The organism is Aliiglaciecola sp. 2_MG-2023 (assembly GCF_030548145.1).
In the GTDB taxonomy this organism is placed as follows: Bacteria; Pseudomonadota; Gammaproteobacteria; order Enterobacterales; family Alteromonadaceae; genus Aliiglaciecola; species Aliiglaciecola lipolytica_A.
Map to the genome: position 1 here is coordinate 18567 of NZ_JAUORY010000007.1, position 15472 is coordinate 34038.

Sequence of the window (15472 nt, forward strand, 5' to 3'; positions counted from 1 at the left end):
AACAACCACAAAGTGAGAATAAATATGTCAGATAAATTTATTAAGTCCAAAGCCGCCGTTGCTTGGGAGCCAAATCAGCCATTATCCATCGAAGAGGTGGATGTCATGCTGCCACGCAAAGGAGAAGTACTCATCAGGGTTATCGCGTCTGGCGTCTGCCATACCGATGCATTTACCTTATCAGGTGATGATCCAGAGGGTATTTTCCCCGCAATTTTAGGTCACGAAGGTGGCGGTATTGTAGAGCAAGTGGGTGAAGGGGTAACCAGTGTAGAAGTGGGAGACCATGTTATCCCCCTTTACACACCGGAGTGTGGGGAGTGTAAATTCTGTCTGTCCGGAAAAACAAACCTATGTCAAAAAATTCGTGAAACCCAAGGTAAAGGTTTGATGCCCGATGGCACCACTCGCTTTTACAAAGATGGCAATCCAATTTTCCATTACATGGGCTGCTCAACGTTTTCTGAATACACGGTATTACCCGAAATATCTTTGGCAAAAGTCAACAAAAACGCGCCCTTAGATGAAGTTTGCTTACTAGGTTGTGGGGTGACAACGGGTATCGGGGCAGTCATGAACACAGCTAAAGTTGAAGAAGGGGCAACTGTTGCCATCTTTGGTCTAGGGGGGATTGGACTGTCGGCGGTCATTGGCGCTAGTATGGCAAAAGCGGGTTGCATTATTGCCATTGATATTAACGAAAGTAAGTTTGAACTAGCGAAAAAACTAGGCGCAACAGATTGTATTAATCCAAAAAACTACGACAAACCTATTCAAGATATCATTGTAGAACTAACCGATGGTGGTGTGGATTACTCATTTGAGTGTGTTGGTAACGTGAACTTAATGCGCTCTGCTTTAGAGTGTTGCCACAAAGGTTGGGGTGAATCGGTAGTCATTGGTGTGGCCGGTGCAGGACAAGAGATATCCACTCGCCCATTCCAACTTGTGACTGGACGTGTTTGGCGAGGATCTGCTTTTGGTGGAGTTAAAGGTCGCTCTGAATTACCTGACTACGTTGAACGTTATCTAGCGGGTGAGTTTAAATTGAGTGACTTTATTACCCACACTATGCCTCTGGAGAACATCAATGACGCATTTGACTTGATGCATCAAGGCAAGAGTATTCGAACCGTCATTCTTTTCGATCAGTAAACCCCATTCTATTGCCCAAAATCACATTGATTTTGGGCCGTCCATATAGGTATTCCAATGACAATAGAAAATATAAGTGCCAATAAAAGCTTTGGTGGTTGGCACAAACAATATAGTCACCAATCGCAGGCATTAAATTGCACTATGCGATTTGCTATCTACTTACCACCACAAGTATCAACCGGACACAAAGTACCGGTATTATATTGGCTATCGGGCTTAACCTGCACCGATGAGAATTTTATGCAAAAGTCCGGTGTTCAGCGTATCGCTGCCGAATTAGGTATCGCTATTGTTGCTCCCGATACCAGTCCTCGCGGTGAAGAAGTGGCTGATGATAAACATTATGATTTGGGACAAGGCGCTGGTTTTTATGTCAATGCTACGCAAGCCCCATGGAGCCGTCATTATCAGATGTACGATTACGTGGTTAAAGAATTACCGAACCTAATTGAAGCGACCTTTCCTGTATCAGATAAGCGCGCAATTAGTGGTCATTCTATGGGTGGCCATGGTGCACTTAGCATAGCCATGTTAAACCCAACACGTTATAGCTCAATGTCGGCATTTAGCCCTATTTGTAACCCTATCGCTGCACCTTGGGGGCAAAAAGCCTTTACTGCTTATTTGGGTAAAGATAAAAACACATGGAAAAATCATGATGCCAGTGAGTTGATGCGACAAGCTGTTTATAAGGTACCAGCAAAAGTTGATCAAGGCCGCGCTGATGATTTTTTAAATGAGCAATTAAAGCCCGAAATGTTAGAAGCATCCGCGAAGGTTAATGATTATCCGCTGGATTTGAGACTTCATGATGGTTATGACCATAGCTATTACTTTATCTCAAGTTTCATTGAAGAGCACCTGCGCTTTCATGCAACCTATTTAAATACATAGTCTTTGTTGTGTGATTAGCCCACACTGCTATCGATTGTTAGCAGTAAGTTGTGCCTTAAAAACGACTTAGCGCTTATTATAATTGTTGATAACAAGCCTGCTGTATTGTGTTATCGAAGACAATTAACTCTTTGGATAGCGACGAAAACGTGAGGGGAAATCTATCCCCCCTCTCCTACTGAACTATCAAATTGTCATATAGAATATAGTTTTACGGGTTGGTTAAGAGCAAAAATCTTTTCACACCTAAAGTGGATTGGGGTTATTCCAACCACTCTAACTTCTGCAATGGATAACCTAAATACCACTTTGCGCGCTCTAAAATAATACTTGTTTTGAGTTTTTGTATGCCCAATTTGGGGTTGCCATTCACCGTATCGCATATCTCATTCAATTTTTGAGTATCAGAGCAGCAAGTAAAACAGATGTAATCTATGTCCCCGGTTATTCGTAGGCAATCCATAAATTCGGGTATCTCGTTAATGGCCTCTTCAAACCTTTGTCTGGCCTTAGGATTATTAGATTCTAAGGTGAATTCAATATAAGCCAATACGTTTTTAGCAATGCGATTTAAATCCAAATCAGTATAAAAGCCATTAAAGTATCCTGCTTCCTTAAGTGCTTTGGTGCGCTGAAAACAGGCGCTGTTCGACAACCCCACACGCTCACTGAGCTCTTGATTAGAAATATCCGCCTGCGTGTGAACAATCGTTATTATTTTTCTATTGATCTGATCTAGCTTGATGCTTTTCTTACTGCTCATTGGTAGCCCATATTAAGTTAAAAAAACGATTGTTTTGTGAAAACGGCCTTATGCTAAAGATTATCCGCTTGTGTGCTGTGTCTTCAACAGAAAATTTTCATCGTTAAGTAATATACTATGAAAACAAATGAATAAGAAAATTGCCAACCGAAGCATAATGGGAATCAACAACATGTCTAAGCGCACAACTACTGAGTTTGTAAAAAATACCCCCGTCAATAATCACCGTCTAAGTAAAATTGCAGCCGCTATAATGTTGCCAAGCTCCTTGATGCTTGCAATGTCTCCCTCTGTTGTTACGGCGCAAGAACAAGAAATGCTTGAAACCGATATCGAAAAAATGGTTGTTACCGCCCGTGGGCGTGTTGAAAACATCCAAAATATCCCTGAGTCGATTACCTCATTTAATGCTGAACAAATTGAACGGGCTGGCATAAAAAACTTTCGTGATGTTGCCGATCTCACTCCAAACCTTAGCCAGCTAGACAACTTTCGTCCGGGTTTGGCTCGCATTCAAATTCGAGGATTGATTACTCCTCAGGTCGGTGATGCCCCGTTAGCTTTTGTCGTTGATGGTATTACAGCCTCAGATTTAGAGTTCATGAATCAACAATTGTTTGATATTGAACGAATCGAAGTACTGCGCGGCGCCCAAGGTGCGCTCTATGGACGAGGTGCGATTGGCGGTGCAGTAAACATTACTACTCGCAGACCAACCAACGATTTTGAGGCGAAAGTCACTACATCTATCGCCAGCGGTAACGATTTCCGCGTTTCTGGTGTTGCATCGGGAGCCGTAGTCGAAGATCAAGTTTACTATAGAGTCGGCGCTTACAGACGAGATTATGATGGACAACTAGACAATACTTTCTTGAACCAAAAGGTGGATTTTCATGAAGAGAACTCCGTTTTTGGTAAATTGAGTATCGATGTTTCCGACGACTCAACTTTAGATTTAAATGCTCGTTTGACGAACACAGAATCCGGTATTGGTTACTATCAAGCAGTTGATGCCAACACTGTGGAAGATTTCTCAATACAGGTTGAACACAATGTGCCCGGCTTAGATACCCGTGATTTAGCCGAGTTTAGCGCGCGCTTTTCACATGAATTTGAAGCTTCAACCCTTGAATTAGTTGCCGGTTATAGTGAATCGGATCAAAACGGATTTTCTGATGGCGACTATTCCAATAAAGAAAGTGATTTTGACGGCTTTTACTTTGCCGGCGCCCAAGAAAATATATTGAAAGTAGAATCCACTACCTTTGAAGCACGTCTAAAATCTAATGGTGACACCCGACTGCGTTGGGCTGTAGCCGCGTTTACCCAAGAGCGCACCCGCAACAGCGAATTTAATAGCTATGACGATTTAGCCGGCAGTCAGCCACAAACCCGCGCAGATTTTGACGAGAGTCTAATCGTTTTTAGTATTTTAGATGATAACACCAGTAGCGCATGGGCTTTATCTACCCAGTTAAATTACGATTTAACCGATAAGTTGGAATTAACAGCGGCAATGCGTTATGACACCGACGACAGAGAATCCTTTGATCCTCGCTACGTTGAAGATACCTTCGAGAAAAAAACCTTTTCTGAGCTGCAACCAAAATTCTCTGCAGCCTACCAAATGACCCCTGATACCCTTCTTTATGGTGGTTACTCACGGGGCTTTCGTAGTGGCGGTTTTAACGAACCCCATCCTGATATTAGCCGTACATTCGATAAAGAAATATCTGATAGTTTTGAAGTCGGCTTTAAAACGAGTGTACTAGACGGCAACGGTACCTTTAACTTTGCATTGTTTCGCATTGATCAACAAGATGCGCAAATTACCCGATTCAATGGTGAGACCTTTACCTTAGAAAACATCTCTGTTGACGATGTGACCACTCAAGGTATTGAGTTTGAGTTATCAGTTCAGGCCAGCGAAAATTTAACCTTTATGGCCAATGGCGGAATTATTGACTCTGACATAAAAACGTTTGCGCAGCGCCCTGAATTAGTAGGCTCTTCACTGCCACACGTAGCTGATTACAACCTCAACTTGGTCACTGAGTATCAATATGAAATGTCATCAGACATAGATTTAATTTTACGCGCCGAATTGAACCATAACGGTCCGAGAATATTTACTTTTGATATCCCCGATATTGAATCATCCAAACAAACCTTTATCAATTTAAGAGCGACCTTCGAAGCCGATGTGTGGTCGGTAACAGCTTATGCAGATAACCTAACCGATGAGCGTCAAATAGAAGATTTAGTCTTGTTAGACAATAGTGTTGTGTCCATGGGGCGTTTCCCCAACATAGGCTCTAGTTTTGGTGTTCAACTCGACTATAACTTCTAAATGATTCAATTTTCGTGAGCCCTTATTTAAGGGCTCGTTGTTAGATAGTCTACACAACTATGAGTTTTCACTATGAAGCCGGAGTTAAATGAATTTTCCGCGGTAAGGATTACGGATAGCCAACTTGTCCCCTGGCCTCGCGTTGCTGCCGTTGGTGCAATGGTCGCGTTCTCATTACCTACTTTTATTACAGGTCTAGAGGTCTATCAGGCCCTTGAACCAATGCAAACACTGCTTGCATTGTTTATAGGCTCACTGATTATCTTCGCCATTGGTGGCGTAATGGGGGTCATTGGCGCTAAAACTCGTATGAGTTCTTATTTACTGGTGCGTATCGCGTTTGGAGACAAAGGCGCAAGCATAGTTAATATCGCTTTTGCCATATCCTTACTCGGTTGGTTTGGAGTAAATATCAATTTGTTTGGCGATGCGGTCTCGCGTCTTGCCTTAGATGTATTTGATGTCAATATCGCACCTTTAACCCTCGCGATTATTGCCAGTTTCTGTATGACGTTGACTACGGTAATTGGGTTTAGAGCGATTAATTGGCTAGCCACAATAATGGTTCCTGTGTTGGCCGGTGTGACCTTCCTACTGGCGTATTCCGCGCTGAGCGAAAAATCATTTGAACAAATTTTAGCAACCGAAAAAGCCGCCACCTTGTCACTCGGTGATGGCATTTCAGCGGTAGTAGGCGCAATCATCATTGGCGCTATTATTTTGCCGGATATCACCCGTTTTGTTAAACACTGGTCTAATGCGATTTATATCGCGTTTATCGCCTATGTTGTTGTGCAAATGGCGGTAATGGGTGCAGCGGGACTAGCCGGCGCATCTTCGGGACATGCAAACATATTGGATATTATGATTGATTTGGGCTTAGGCATTGGCGCATCCATTATCGTCATTGCAGGAAGTTGGGTGCTCAATTCTTTGAATTTGTACAGTGCTGTGCTTAGCACAACCGCGACCTTCCCTAGGTTAAACGCAACTTGGGTGACTATTGGCTTAGGCTTAGTTGGCGTTTTTGTTGCTTTGTTAAACCTGCTCGACAACTTTATTACCTTTATCTTTTACCTATCGATTATTTTTGTGCCTGTTGCTGGGATCATCATTATGGATTACTTGGTCATTCGCCCCCATGCATACCACATTGACTCTCTGAACAACAATCGAACGATAGCGCCCAAAGGATTTATTGCTTGGTTGATTAGCGCCGTTTTTGCTGTATTAAGTACCGAAAATGTAATTCCCTCACCTTCGGGAATAGCAGCCATTGATGCTATTTTTCTTGCTGGCATTGTATACACCACATTATCTTGGAATGAACGTCGTTCCAATCATCGAACACAAAGCTAGAGGCAAACACAATGAGAATTGGAATAGATGTAGGCGGCACTCATACTGATGCCGTAATTATGCAAGGTGACAATGTACTGGCATCCACCAAAGCCCTGACTTCAGCAGACGTGATTTCTGGAATTACCAATGCGCTGGATGTTATTTTAAACGACAGCGGTATTTCGCAGAATGAAATCGAAACCGTCATGATTGGCACAACCCAATTTACCAACGCCATTATTGAACGACGTGAACTGGCACAGGTAGCGGCCGTAAGAATTGGCTTACCCTCAGGTAACGGCATGCCCCCCATGTTGGACTGGCCTCAAGATCTAAAAGACGCCCTTGATAGCGAATATTATATGCTACATGGTGGCTATTTATATGATGGTTGGTCGTTGGCCGATATCGATCAACAAGAAATCAGCAACATGATTAACAGCATGCTCAAAAGCGGCGTTAAAAATATTGCCATAGCGTCTGCGTTTTCACCGATAAATTCGGCCCCAGAAGAACAAGTCGCCAACGAAATTCGTAAAGCAATACCCGATGCGAAAATAACCCTATCTCATAGTTTTGGTCGTTTGGGTTTAATGGAAAGAGAAAATGCGGCAATTTTAAATACCACGTTATTGCCTTTCGCCGACAAAGTGGTTAGCTCTTTTTTAGGAGCTCTGAAAAAACGCGACCTGCATTGTCCGGTATACATTAGCCAAAACGACGGCACCTTAATGAGCGCTGATTTCGTGCGTTCCTACCCTGCCCTAACATTTGCATCAGGGCCGACTAACTCGCTACGGGGCGCTTATAAATTAACCGGTTTAAAAGATGCCATTGTAGTTGATATTGGCGGTACCACTTCTGATATTGGTGTTTTACAGAATGGATTCCCCCGAGAATCAAACGTCATTATTAAAGTTGGCGGCGTGCGGACTAATTTTAGAATGCCCGATATTTTAGCGATTGGCTTAGGCGGCGGCAGCATAGTATCCGACGACGGCACTGCTATTGGCCCCCATTCAGTTGGTCACAAACTGGTTACCGAAGCGTTAGTTTTCGGGGGCAACACGCTCACTACCAGTGATATTTTAGTGGCTAGTGGTGGTGCAAATATTGGCGACAAAACAAAAGTAGCGCATATCTCACCGCAAACTATTCGTCAGGCCAAGAAGACCTTACATTCGATGCTTGATAACAATATCGACATGATGAAACCCGGTGGAAAATCTATGCCAGTGATACTGGTCGGTGGTGGCGCTATCTTGGTGACCGAGGGATTAGAAGCTGCGTCCGATATTCATCGACCTGAACATGCTGGTGTGGCTAATGCCATTGGAGCCGCAATTGCGCAAATTGGTGGTGAAGCAGAACAGATGGTGTCTTATCGCACCTTGCCACGTGAAGAGGCGATAAAACAAGTGACTAAAGATGCCATGCAACGTGCAATAGATGCAGGCGCGGCAGCAGATACGTTACGCACCGTTGATATCGAAGAAACCCCCGTACCTTATATGGATGAGTCTAGTACCTGTATTCGGGTTAAAGTAATAGGTGAATTAGCTGCCTTACCGACCAATACTTCTGAACGTATACAAGAGTCCACATTATGAAAATTGAACAAAAACATTTAGAAGATTTAGCCCTAGGTTCTGTTTTTTTAGCAACAGGAGGAGGCGGTGATCCCTATGTTCCCCGTTTAATCGCTGAGCAAGCAATTAAGCAATTTGGCGCAGTAGAGGTAATTCAGCCGAGCGAACTCAGCGACGATGCCTATGTGGTAGCGATAGGTGCTGTAGGCGCGCCTACGGTTAGCCTTGAGTTACTTCCTTCGGTTGAAGATGCAGCAAACACCTTAGCAGCTTTTGAAAAGCACGTTGGCAGAACCGTTGATGCGGTTGCTTCTTTTGAAATCGGTGGCGGCAATTCATTGATTCCGATTGTTGCCGCAGCTGGTAGAGGCTTAGCGGTTATCGACGGCGACGGTATGGGCCGAGCCTTACCTGAAGCGCAAATGATGAGTTATGCTATTGCTGGTGTGAAACCCACGCCATCAGTTGCTTATGACTACGCCGGGAATGTGGCGACATTCTCGACCAATAGCACCGAGGTGTATGAACGCCATATCCGCAGTCTAGCTATGGCTGCTGGCGGCATGATTACCGCAGCTGAACATCCAATGACCGGTCGTCAGTTAAAAGATTCAATTATTCCAGGGACCTTGTCTTTTTCCATTAAACTTGGTCAAACTCTACGGGAAAATCGCGGTTTAGCCACCGAGATGCTTGCTCCTTTACAGGCACTGTTTAACGATTCAATCTACGGTGAATGTCGCTTAATTTTTACTGGAAAAGTGATTGATAAAGCCACTCGAATTGTTGGCGGCTACGATATTGGTGAAGCCACCATTGAATCTTTTGATAATAACGACTTACCGCTGACAGTTAGCATTAAGAATGAATACTTATTGGCTCGCAAAGGCGAAAAAGTGGTTGCGAGCGTGCCTGATTTGATTGTCATTGTTGATTATGAAACCTCGACACCAATCAACGCAGAACGTTTGCGCTACGGTCAGCGAGTGGCGGTATTTGCAGTAGGCTGTCCTCAGTTCTATCGTTCTGAAAAGGCCCTTAAAGCGGTGTCGCCTCGCTGCTTCGGTTTTGATTTAGACTATGTTGCATTAGAAGATATTAAATAGCCGTAGGTAGCGTTTTTCAGCGCAGCCAATAGACAAAAAAGCCGTTAGTTGCTTAACAACTAACGGCTTAATCACCACCAGCAACCATCTAGTAGATGTTGCAATCTAAACCATATAATTTAGTTACCGTAGCCAGCAGGCATCAAAAATTCCCAAACAGAGCTTTCGCTGCCACGTTCGCATGGTATTTCAATCACAACAGGACCTTCTTTGGAATCAATCACGGCTTGTTCAAGCAATGCTTTGAAGTGCTCTGGTGAATCGGACTTATAAGCCTTTGCACCGAAGCTTTCCACCAACTTCACAAAATCAGGGTTAGTTAACTCTGAGCCAACCACATTACCATCGAAGAAGTTGATCTGATCTCGTCTTACGTTGCCGTATGCATTGTTATTAAACAGTAGAATAATGAGTCCAATTTTAAACTGTACAGCCGTTGCTAATTCTTGCACCCCAAACATGAAACCACCATCACCGGCAATAGACATGACCACTTTATCTGGATTCGCTACCTTTACCCCCATTCCCGTTTGAATACCATGCCCAAGATTGCCTTGATACCCACAAGTGACAAGGTGACGAGGCTCATATACTGGAAATCCTAACCATGAGGTAAAACCAACCTGTGAAATCTCTTCAACAATATAACCATCTCTGGGCATAACCTCACGAATGATGTTTAGATAGGTCATTTGCGGTTGCACTTTTTGGATTTCTTGCCAACTCTGGGCTTTAACCTGTTCGAAGTGTGCTTCTTTCGATGCTCGTGGAGTGATATCTTTTTCAAGTACATTTAGCAATGCCTGGGTTGCAAGGGTCGCATCGGCAACAATCGAAACATCTCCCCGTAACCGAGTAAGTTGAGTAGGATCTATATCTATCCGTACTAATTTGCAGGTTGCTACCCCAGTTTGCCAACGAAACGCTGGTAATTCCATTCTCGATCCAATGCCAATCATCACATCAACTTCTGGATAGAGTTTATAGCCTGCCGCACAATTAAAACCATAAGGAGAATCATCACTAACGATGCCTCGCCCTCCGCGGAATGAGACCACAGGAGCTTGTAACAACTTTGCTAGTTGCAGAATTTCATCTTTTGCATCAACAGCACCACTACCTACCATAATCATAGGATTTTTTGCTTTACCTAACATTTCAGCCGCGGCTTTAATTTTACTTTCAAGGGGCTCATAAGCAGGGCTAGGTATAGCAGGAAAGTTCACATCGACAGTGGCTTTTTGTCCAAAAATATCCATAGGCACTTCAATTGCGACTGGACGTTGGCGTCCCGACGTCAGTTGTGTAAAAGCATTAGACATGGTTGCAGGTGCATCGACTGAATGATTGATGCGAGCCGCCCATTTGGTCAGTACTTTTAAGATCCCAAGTTGGTCATCAAGCTCATGTAGCATGCCGTGTCCAATGCCGACAAATTCGCTGGGAACTTCTCCGGTAATACACAACACAGGAGTGTTATGTGCAGTACATAACGCGGCTGTGGAATTGAGCACCCCTGGCCCAGGAACTACACAATAAACGCCTACACGACCAGTGGATTTGGCATAGCCATAAGCCATGTAACCAGCTCCTTGCTCGTGACGTGTAACAACAAGTTTAATTTTGTCTTGATAACGGCTTAGCGCATCAAAAAAAGCATAGGTTTGCGCGCCAGGAATACCAAAAATTGTATCCACACCGTTTTTTATCAAATATTGGATAATCGCGTCTGAGCAAGTAATCTGTGTCATAGTCAAATAAATTCCGTTGATGTTTATGGTCTAATAATGAATCTTTAAGGGATAATTGAGATGGTTTTATATCCATCTTTCATATTTTTTTACACTTATTTCCATCAGCTTTAGCCCTGCCCTGCACAGCAGGACAAGGGATGTTAAAACTGAGCTTTATGCCGATAAGCGATGGTAAAAATAGATAAGCGTAAAGGTAGTTAATATAACTACCCCGCACAGACTCCAAATTTTCATAAAGAGGCTGGGCTGTAGCGCTTTAGGGACTTGATCACTCCACATAGCGCGGTGGTTTAAGTAAGCCAAAATAGGGCTAATAACAAAGACAATCACAGAAGTGATATCGATAAATGTTGCGAAGGACTTCAGCATCGTTGCCAATATAAGGATCGCTGCGATACAAAGCAGAATCATCGCGATGTTATAATTGCGTTTTGAATCAAGCTTTAACTCTGGACGCCCAACCCCGCTATCAAGTATTCCAACTAACACCCGCGTCATACCATCGACAACCGCAAACAGCGTTGAAAACATCACGAAAATCGCGATAGTTGCAATCAGTGGAAAACTCCACGGGCCTATTGTTTGCGTAAATAGCTCCATAAGTTGTCTAGAAAAACCTGAATTACTCACTTCAATTGCAACATCACTGTTGTGCATCAAGCCGGTACCTAACACCAAAAAGCAAAGCGCCAATAACACGCTCATCACATAACCCACATTAAAATCTAAACGGGCTTCTTTGGGGGTTGGTAATTTACCGGTATCTTCTGCTCGAGCACAGGTCCAAAGGGATTGTGTCACCGAACCATCCGTTGGTGATGGCATAAAGCCAATCAAAGCAACAACATAAAGTACAACTGAGGAATCAATCGCCGGAATGGCAAACTCTGATGGAGACCAATCGATTTTTTGTGAAACCAGTACCACGGTGATAATAATCAACAGGGTAAAACAAGAAACAACATACTTGGTTAGCTTTTCCAATAAGCTGTAATGTCCGCTACATAAAAATAGAGCAATAACAGACAACAGTACACTGACGCCCAATACTGGATTAACTGAAAAACTAAACGCGGCTTGAAATAAGCCTAAGGTGAAAAGCGCAATTGCTCCCACCACAAACACCATGCTAAACAATTCTGCAAAGGCATAGATCCCAAAAATCCACCACCCGGCGGTGCGATAGCTAGTAATCAGATTTTTACCCGTGGCGGCTGCAAACTCGCCACCAAAACGCAGGGCTGGGTATTTTACCAAACAAGCTAAAATAATGATAAATGTTAGACCTAAGCCATAATCAGCTCCAGCCCGAGTGGACTGAACTAAGTGAGAGACTCCCACTGCAGCCGCCGCGTATAAAATCCCCGGCCCCAACACGCTAAAAAACGAGCTTGGTTTATTTTTCATATTTACTTTCTCTTTTATTATTATTAAGTGAAGCTATTAAATATATTGAAACATTTGCTCGTTAAGGCTTTATACGATTATCAACCAATCAAATGGTATCTAGAATCACCTTTACTACTGTTTACTGGTTGTCCATTTCAATTATGCTTTTGAGAGCATTTTTAAGAACACTAGTTTGTTCTGGATTTAACTTACTTAGCATATGGTCTTCATGTTCTGCTGCTACAGCCAACAAAGACTTTTGCAGAGCCATGCCCTCATCGGTAAGAGCAAGCTTATCTTCCTCTATCGTCAGTGCACCTTTTTCAATTAGTGTATCTACTGATTCACTTAAATCATTCAATGGCTGCATTGCTAAAATAGACAGTGTTTTCAAGGTATGTACCGGGGCACTTGATAGTATGGTCATAACTCGCCATTGCTCTGGTGTCACATCACAGCCATCAATTAGTTTTGGATATAAATCTTGACGGTATTTAGAAATAGCAGAATTTAGTAAATATAACAAATAGTTATCTAAAAATTCGTTACCTGTCTCTGCTACATTCTTTTGAACATTGCCGCTGGGATGCTGGGAGGTGATTGCATAACTACCTCTAGAAAATGCTAAAGGTGTTAACGAATCATCATGATTGTATTGGATTACTTCACCAACGATGATCAGGTGATCGCCACCTTCGTAAACATTCCAGGTTTTACACTCAAACTGGGCACCACAACCGGCCAGCAGAGGTGCTCCACCTAAACCTTTGGAAAAAGATACATCTTTAAATTTATCTTCTCCTCTTCCGGCAAACCGATTCGAAGTTTCAACTTGATTTTCACTTAATACGTTAATCGCAAAATATTCGGCTTTTTCAAAAATTGTTTTACTAAACGCGCCTTTATCAATGCTCCACAATACTAATGCAGGGTCAATTGATACACTGTTAAAACTGCTTGCAGTGCAACCAATCGGAGCGCCGTTTTCATCAACCGTAGTTATCACTGTCACCCCTGTTGGGAATTGACCTAGCGCCGTTCGAAAATCTCTTTTATCAAACTTAGTATTACTCATATTTTTATCCTAGCATTTTGTTCTTATTAGGCTTTAACGGCCAGCTTTATGTGCAGGTAGAGTACCTATACCCCAGTGAGCTTTCGGATATTCACTAATTATCACACGAATATTTTCTTCAGGCGCACCGATAGAATCCATTACAGCTTCAGCCACTGCTTTGATTAATGCTTCTTTTTGCTCGACTGAGCGACCTTCCATCATATTTACATTTACAATTGGCATAGTTCTCTCCGTCCTCTATAACCTATTCCATTCTAAAACCTGTTTTCAATTGTGCCTTACTCAACACTTTTACCTGTTTTAGAAAACTAAAAGGTTTTAAATATCAATAACTAATCGCTCACACTTAGCACGAGAACAACATAAAGCAATCTGGTCGTTGTCTTCTTTCTCTTCGTCAGTTAAAAAGTGATCTCGATGATCTGGAATGCCCTCGATAACATCAGTAATGCATGTGCCGCAGACACCTTCCTCACAAGACATGTTGACCTTCACTCCAACTTTTCGAAGGGCTTTGGCGATCGTTTCTTCGCTACCTACAGTGACGGTAATATCACTTTGTTCACAGTAGACTTCGAAGCTGTCACCGGATGTATCAACATCTGCACTGAAGTACTCAAAGTGAACATGGTCGCTTGGATAATTTTGTTCTTTTGCACTATTTATCACCCAATCCATAAAGCCCGTTGGCCCACAAACATAGATGTGCGTGCCTGGCTGGAAATCGCCAAAGGTATCTTTTGGAGAAAACAATTGAGATTTATCTTGGTCATCGTAATGAAAACAAACCCGATCACCAAAAGCCGATACTAGCTCATCTTCGAATGCACCAGCCCCTTTAGTGCGCGTGCAATAATGAAGTTCAAATTCTTTGTTTGCTTTCAACAGTTCGTACGCCATCGCAATCATTGGTGTAATACCAATTCCGCCACCGGCAAGAATGCTTTTCTTAGCATCTTTATCAAGTGGAAAATGATTACGCGGTGGGCTAATTTTTATATGTTGTTGCTCGCTAAATTCAGCATGAATTTTAGCCGAACCGCCTCTAGAATTAGGGTCATTTAACACGCCAATTCGATAAGACTCGCTCGATGCTGGATCATTACATAAAGAGTATTGACGTATCAGATCATCACCACAGTGAACATCAATATGAGCGCCAGCCGAAAACGCAGGTAGCGGCTGTCCATTGGCACTTGCCAAATCCATCACTGCAATACCCGCACCTTGTTCAGTGCGTGACGTTATTACAACGTCGATTAATTCATTATCCACAAGATTCTCCTCATCATGCTTAACGCATGTATATGCCGCCGTTAATATCCCAAGTCGCGCCAGTGACTGTATTCGCTTCATCGGCTGCCAACATCACAACCACTGAACCGATAAATTCAGGGTTACTCATGGCCTTAACGGGGATCATGTTATTAATAATATGTTCAAGTTTATCTGCGGGTACTTTGTCTCTAACAGATGGCACATCTACCGGACCTGGTGCAATTGCATTTACCGTCACACCTTTGTCAGCAAATTGTCTGGCAAAGATTTTGGTTAACGTTGTAATTCCAGCCTTTGATGCGGCGTAATGGGCACCGGATGCGGTGCCCCCCATTTGTCCAGCCAAAGAGGCTAAATTGATAATTCGGCCAAAACTTTGGTCAGCAAAATATTGCCCAAACACTTGGCTACCAATAAAGTTGCCACGTAAATTAATGTCTAGCACTTGGCTAAATTCTTCTGGACTGATCTCCATCAACGACGTAGTTGGTGTCATCGCTGCATTATTAACTAACACATCGCAATGCCCAAAAGTGTCAAGGGTAAACGCTAAACCTTCACAAAAATCTTGTTTGCTCATGACATCAAGCTTAGTCGCAACTGCCACTTCGCCTGTGGGGTCGAGTACCTTAGCAGCTTGGGCCGCCAGCGACCCATTAACGTCACTGACCACCACCGAATAACCCGCTTTGATGAGAGACTCGCAAATCACATAGCCTAACCCTTGCGCAGCACCGGTGACCAAAGCCACTTTTTTATTGGAACTCATAAT

General features: G+C 43.1%; 13 protein-coding genes. 6 read left to right on the forward strand and 7 right to left on the reverse strand.

Translation table 11 applies throughout. From position 1 onward, the window contains the following. The first annotated feature begins 24 nt into the window (after positions 1-24). Together Q4567_RS08955 and fghA are read left to right on the forward strand one after the other, a co-directional pair. Positions 25-1155: an S-(hydroxymethyl)glutathione dehydrogenase/class III alcohol dehydrogenase gene (locus Q4567_RS08955; RefSeq protein WP_252729383.1), complete on the forward strand. Its 1131-nt coding sequence runs from the start codon at positions 25-27 to the stop codon at positions 1153-1155. A 57-nt stretch (positions 1156-1212) separates the two neighbouring features. Next, on the forward strand, positions 1213-2052 hold the full coding sequence (fghA, locus tag Q4567_RS08960) for an S-formylglutathione hydrolase (protein WP_303500140.1): 840 nt from the start codon (positions 1213-1215) through the stop codon (positions 2050-2052). A gap of 262 nt (positions 2053-2314) precedes the next feature. Here fghA and Q4567_RS08965 read toward each other — a convergent pair whose 3' ends face one another. Further along, positions 2315-2815 (reverse strand): Lrp/AsnC family transcriptional regulator, encoded by a 501-nt coding sequence (locus Q4567_RS08965; RefSeq protein WP_216050400.1) that lies wholly within the window; start codon positions 2813-2815, stop codon positions 2315-2317. 127 nt (positions 2816-2942) lie between these two features. Between Q4567_RS08965 and Q4567_RS08970 the strand changes: the two genes are divergently transcribed. From Q4567_RS08970 to Q4567_RS08985, 4 genes are all read left to right on the forward strand, one after another. Beyond that, positions 2943-5165, forward strand: coding sequence for a TonB-dependent receptor (locus Q4567_RS08970; protein WP_303500141.1), 2223 nt, complete (start codon positions 2943-2945; stop codon positions 5163-5165). 72 nt (positions 5166-5237) lie between these two features. Beyond that, positions 5238-6524 (forward strand): cytosine permease, encoded by a 1287-nt coding sequence (locus Q4567_RS08975; protein WP_303500143.1) that lies wholly within the window; start codon positions 5238-5240, stop codon positions 6522-6524. 11 nt (positions 6525-6535) lie between these two features. Next, a complete protein-coding gene (locus Q4567_RS08980; protein ID WP_303500144.1) occupies positions 6536-8116 on the forward strand; it encodes a hydantoinase/oxoprolinase family protein in 1581 nt (526 codons plus the stop codon). Then, positions 8113-9201, forward strand: a complete 1089-nt coding sequence (locus tag Q4567_RS08985; protein ID WP_216050396.1) for a DUF917 domain-containing protein — start codon at positions 8113-8115, stop codon at positions 9199-9201. The genes Q4567_RS08980 and Q4567_RS08985 overlap by 4 nt, the downstream gene beginning before the upstream one ends. A gap of 119 nt (positions 9202-9320) precedes the next feature. Here Q4567_RS08985 and Q4567_RS08990 read toward each other — a convergent pair whose 3' ends face one another. The 6 genes from Q4567_RS08990 to Q4567_RS09015 form a co-directional block, all read right to left on the reverse strand. Further along, on the reverse strand, positions 9321-10952 hold the full coding sequence (locus Q4567_RS08990) for a thiamine pyrophosphate-dependent enzyme (RefSeq protein WP_216050395.1): 1632 nt from the start codon (positions 10950-10952) through the stop codon (positions 9321-9323). A gap of 156 nt (positions 10953-11108) precedes the next feature. Continuing rightward, entirely contained in the window at positions 11109-12362 is a 1254-nt protein-coding gene (locus Q4567_RS08995) for an NRAMP family divalent metal transporter (protein ID WP_303500145.1), read from the reverse strand. 121 nt (positions 12363-12483) lie between these two features. Continuing rightward, the gene (locus Q4567_RS09000) at positions 12484-13419 is read right to left on the reverse strand and encodes a flavin reductase (RefSeq protein WP_303500147.1); all 936 of its coding nucleotides are present in this window, start codon (positions 13417-13419) and stop codon (positions 12484-12486) included. 33 nt (positions 13420-13452) lie between these two features. After that, positions 13453-13644, reverse strand: coding sequence for a 2-hydroxymuconate tautomerase (locus tag Q4567_RS09005; RefSeq protein WP_216050392.1), 192 nt, complete (start codon positions 13642-13644; stop codon positions 13453-13455). Positions 13645-13740: 96 nt separating this feature from the next. Further along, positions 13741-14697 (reverse strand): PDR/VanB family oxidoreductase, encoded by a 957-nt coding sequence (locus Q4567_RS09010; protein WP_216050391.1) that lies wholly within the window; start codon positions 14695-14697, stop codon positions 13741-13743. 19 nt (positions 14698-14716) lie between these two features. Continuing rightward, on the reverse strand, positions 14717-15469 hold the full coding sequence (locus Q4567_RS09015; protein WP_303500149.1) for an SDR family NAD(P)-dependent oxidoreductase: 753 nt from the start codon (positions 15467-15469) through the stop codon (positions 14717-14719). Between the last annotated feature and the right edge of the window lie 3 nt (positions 15470-15472).

Bases quoted from the DNA above. Each gene is read 5' to 3' on its own strand.
- Q4567_RS08955 (WP_252729383.1), top strand. From the start codon at position 25: ATGTCAGATAAATTTATTAAGTCCAAAGCCGCCGTTGCTTGGGAGCCA.
- fghA (WP_303500140.1), top strand. From the start codon at position 1,213: ATGACAATAGAAAATATAAGTGCCAATAAAAGCTTTGGTGGTTGGCAC.
- Q4567_RS08965 (WP_216050400.1), bottom strand. From the start codon at position 2,815: ATGAGCAGTAAGAAAAGCATCAAGCTAGATCAGATCAATAGAAAAATA.
- Q4567_RS08970 (WP_303500141.1), top strand. From the start codon at position 2,943: ATGAATAAGAAAATTGCCAACCGAAGCATAATGGGAATCAACAACATG.
- Q4567_RS08975 (WP_303500143.1), top strand. From the start codon at position 5,238: ATGAAGCCGGAGTTAAATGAATTTTCCGCGGTAAGGATTACGGATAGC.
- Q4567_RS08980 (WP_303500144.1), top strand. From the start codon at position 6,536: ATGAGAATTGGAATAGATGTAGGCGGCACTCATACTGATGCCGTAATT.
- Q4567_RS08985 (WP_216050396.1), top strand. From the start codon at position 8,113: ATGAAAATTGAACAAAAACATTTAGAAGATTTAGCCCTAGGTTCTGTT.
- Q4567_RS08990 (WP_216050395.1), bottom strand. From the start codon at position 10,952: ATGACACAGATTACTTGCTCAGACGCGATTATCCAATATTTGATAAAA.
- Q4567_RS08995 (WP_303500145.1), bottom strand. From the start codon at position 12,362: ATGAAAAATAAACCAAGCTCGTTTTTTAGCGTGTTGGGGCCGGGGATT.
- Q4567_RS09000 (WP_303500147.1), bottom strand. From the start codon at position 13,419: ATGAGTAATACTAAGTTTGATAAAAGAGATTTTCGAACGGCGCTAGGT.
- Q4567_RS09005 (WP_216050392.1), bottom strand. From the start codon at position 13,644: ATGCCAATTGTAAATGTAAATATGATGGAAGGTCGCTCAGTCGAGCAA.
- Q4567_RS09015 (WP_303500149.1), bottom strand. From the start codon at position 15,469: ATGAGTTCCAATAAAAAAGTGGCTTTGGTCACCGGTGCTGCGCAAGGG.